The 3,250-nt window shown below is 48.3% G+C and carries 5 protein-coding genes; 2 read left to right on the forward strand and 3 right to left on the reverse strand.

What is annotated here, in order from left to right; all coding sequences use genetic code 11:
• The coding region (locus F4X88_00840) for a hypothetical protein (GenBank protein ID MYA54816.1) at nucleotides 1–295 on the reverse strand (295 nt) is incomplete at its 3' end.
• Nucleotides 296–498: 203 nt separating this feature from the next.
• Here F4X88_00840 and moaD point away from each other — a divergent pair.
• Both moaD and F4X88_00850 read left to right on the forward strand, forming a co-directional pair.
• A complete protein-coding gene (gene moaD / locus F4X88_00845; protein MYA54817.1) occupies nucleotides 499–753 on the forward strand; it encodes a molybdopterin converting factor subunit 1 in 255 nt (84 codons plus the stop codon).
• Nucleotides 746–1,207: a molybdenum cofactor biosynthesis protein MoaE gene (locus F4X88_00850; GenBank protein ID MYA54818.1), complete on the forward strand. Its 462-nt coding sequence runs from the start codon at nucleotides 746–748 to the stop codon at nucleotides 1,205–1,207. Before moaD ends, F4X88_00850 begins: the two co-directional genes overlap by 8 nt.
• On the opposite strand, the gene F4X88_00855 is transcribed toward F4X88_00850, so the two are convergent.
• Both F4X88_00855 and F4X88_00860 read right to left on the reverse strand, forming a co-directional pair.
• A complete protein-coding gene (locus F4X88_00855; protein ID MYA54819.1) occupies nucleotides 1,173–2,297 on the reverse strand; it encodes a M20 family metallopeptidase in 1,125 nt (374 codons plus the stop codon). The two genes, F4X88_00850 and F4X88_00855, sit on opposite strands and share 35 nt — an antisense overlap.
• 77 nt (nucleotides 2,298–2,374) lie before the next feature.
• Entirely contained in the window at nucleotides 2,375–3,112 is a 738-nt protein-coding gene (locus F4X88_00860; protein ID MYA54820.1) for a 16S rRNA (uracil(1498)-N(3))-methyltransferase, read from the reverse strand.
• Between the last annotated feature and the right edge of the window lie 138 nt (nucleotides 3,113–3,250).

The raw sequence follows: 3,250 nt of genomic DNA on the forward strand, positions 1-3,250 counted from the left end.
TAAAAATGTCTTTGCTCTCGCCGGGTAGCCACACGTCCGTTAGCGCGTCAACATCCTGATCACCGTGTGCAAGCGCGTATTCGGCATATAGGTCGCGAATCGCTTGTTCCTCAAGGGCAAAGTCAATATCTCTTCCAACAACTACATCGGGCTGCGTTGATTCGGTGGATGTTGCTGCCGGCTGGGTCTGCTTATCGGGTGCTTCTGTTTCATCAGTCGTGTCGCCGCCGCAAGCCATCAGTCCAACGGAAACCAGCAAAACGAGGATAAAATAATAAATAGCTTTCGGTTTCATACTGCCTTCTCTCCTCTGTTGAAGGTGATTAGGTGGATCACTTTCACACAATTTATTTTATTTTATCTTATCTCATGATAAAAATCAACATAATTTTTAGCAGCAATCCGTATAAAGATTGTTTTGTAACCGATTTTGTGCTATACTTTTGAGTGTAACCGATATGTTGTTAACCTCCAAAACTCTGTGGAAAAGGAATTTATATGAACGTCACAGTCAAATACTTCGCCGTATGCCATGAAATGTTAGATCGATCCGAGGAAGAGATGGAACTCCCGGACGGTGCCACTATACAAACGATATTAGAACGTCTTGAGGAAGAATGGCCCGAAATCGCTGAATTCTATGAAGTGATGCAGATGTCTGTCAATTGGGAATATGCGACGGAACATACTGAACTCGCAGAAGGGGACGAGGTCGCCCTAATTCCACCAGTGACAGGGGGCTGCAATGTTTAAGATAACGACAGAAGTTATCACAGGCGAGGAGGTGCGTGAAGCCGTGGAGGGTCCAGACGCAGGCGCGGTCGTGCTGTTCTTCGGGACAGTTCGGAACAATACCGATGGTAGATCGGTAAAATGTCTCGAATATGAAGCGTATCCACCGATGGCAGAGAAGAAAATGGCAGAAATTGCGCAAGAAATCTCAGAAAAATGGGGTCTCGATCGCGTTGCAATGATTCACCGTGTGGGGAAATTGGAAATCGGTGCGGTAAGCGTAGCCGTTGCGGTGGCATCCCCGCATCGTAAAGATGGGTTCGAAGCGTGTAAATACGCGATGGATCGCCTGAAACAGATCGTGCCAATCTGGAAGCGTGAAGTGTGGGCAGATGGTGAAGCGGCATGGGTAAAACCGGACGCTGTTTTCTTTGATGCGCCTAAGCCCCACAAAACCGATTCACAAATTGACTAAAGATCGAAATCGCTTGTGGGAACTGGTCCAACGCCATCCACTCATCTACGGTATGCGCCTGCAAAATACTGCCGGGTCCGATAACAACAGTCTCCATGTGCTGTGCGAAGACAGCGGCATCGGTGCCATAGGCAACAGTTCCGGGTTCAGTCTCGCCGGTTATTTCAAGAGCTGCTTGAATGATCTCTGCGTCAGGCGGTGTGCGCACGGGAGAGGCATTGATATATAAATCAAATATCAATCCATGCTTCTCTGCCGAGTCGCGTGCGCGGTCTATCCATACCTGTGCATTATCTCCAGGCATTGGACGGTAGTTGACACAACATACGCTCAGCGGCGAAGTAATATTCCCTGGACACTCGCCATCACTGATAGTGATATTCCAATCCGTAAAAGCCGGTGTGAATTCGTCGTTGAAATATTGGGTATCGCTTGTCAATTCGTGATAAATATCCCGCATTTCTGCGAGAAACGGAATTAACTTTAGATTCGCGTTGTCCCCTTCGCCTGTACTGCTGTGCGCTGCGCGACCGTGGGCTGTGGCAGTAAAGCGGACAGTTCCTTTATGGGCATATACCGCATGGAGTTCTGTCGGTTCACCCACGATCCCATACTTCGGGAAGCCGTGCTCTTTGAACATCTGCGACTTTTCGGCAACTGCAATTGCCCCGAGGTAGCCCACCTCTTCATCAGCAGTGATGACGACATAGAGTGGTGCCTTCAAATCCGATGCCGCATAGTGTGACGCGACCTCAATCATACACGCGACACTGCCCTTCATATCACAACTGCCTCTGCCATACATCTTCTCATCCGCAATCCGCGCCTCAAACGGATCCATCGACCAACCGATAGCAGGCACAGTATCTATATGTCCGAGCAGCGCAAGCCCGCGCTCACCGTTCATAGGTCCTTTACGACCAATGAGATTCACCTTCAGTACACCTGCTGGGTCTTTGTACTCAACCCGTTCGACCTCGCAATCAATGGATTCCAGCGTCTCGGTGAGAAAATCCATGACCTCAACATTGCTGAGAGGACTTACTGTATTATACCCAATGAGGGTTTTGGTCAATTCTTTTGCATCCATAGTTAGCAATTTTACAAAAAGCGGTGAAATTTGTCAATGAATTTTTTAGTGAGACCGCTGCTATTTAGAAATTAGTCCTACAGTTGATATTCATAAGCGGTGATGGCGACGGCTACAATTGCGGCAGTTTCTGTGCGGAGGATGTTCCTCCCAAGTGTCACAAGTGTACATCCGCTTTCAATGGCACGGGTTACCTCTTGATCGGAAAATCCGCCTTCCGGTCCGACAAAGAGGGCAATAGAAGTCGGACACGGTGTCTCTCGCAAAACTGTCTGGATATGCCGGACCTGCGATTTCTGATCACGATGTGGACTGAAGAACAAGCAGCGCGAAAACGTATCGAGTTGTGCAAGGGCAGTCTCAAATACTTGTGCGTTGCCTAATTCAGGTAACCACGCGCGTTCGGACTGCTTCGTAGCAGCGATCAGTACGCGATGCCAACGCGCATATCGGTTTTGACTCGGTTTCTGCAAGGCATATTCTGAATGCAGTGGTACAATTTGTGTAACACCGAGCTCTGTCGTTTTTTGGAGAATTAACTCCATTTTATCGTTTTTGGGAAGCCCTTGAAAGAGCGTGAGTTTTGGTGAAACAATCGCGTGGAATTCGTGGCTGAGGATTCGGACTTCGCTCGAAATACGAGCATTGTGTGTTTCAAGAATTTGTGCAGTATACACATTCCCTTTCCCATCAATGATTCGGACAACTTCACCCGGTCTTGTCCGGAGGACATTGCGGAGATGATGATACTCTGAACCTGTAATGGTAGCGACATTATTGGATATCTGAGAAGGGGAAACATAGAAAGTCTGCATTTTTTAAATGTTCCTTGCGGTTCGGTGAGGTGAGTTGGCAGCGTCGAATCCTTTTCCGTTGAGCCGTCCCGGCGCGTTGCTTGGGACTACAAACCTTCGTCATCCGTTGCAGGAGTGCGCAACTTTTGAATAACCGTC

Source organism: Candidatus Poribacteria bacterium (assembly GCA_009839745.1).
Classification (GTDB): Bacteria; Poribacteria; WGA-4E; order WGA-4E; family WGA-3G; genus WGA-3G.

Coding starts and splice junctions, on each gene's coding strand:
- moaD (MYA54817.1), top strand. CDS start 499: ATGAACGTCACAGTCAAATACTTCGCCGTATGCCATGAAATGTTAGAT.
- F4X88_00850 (MYA54818.1), top strand. CDS start 746: ATGTTTAAGATAACGACAGAAGTTATCACAGGCGAGGAGGTGCGTGAA.
- F4X88_00855 (MYA54819.1), bottom strand. CDS start 2,297: ATGGATGCAAAAGAATTGACCAAAACCCTCATTGGGTATAATACAGTA.
- F4X88_00860 (MYA54820.1), bottom strand. CDS start 3,112: ATGCAGACTTTCTATGTTTCCCCTTCTCAGATATCCAATAATGTCGCT.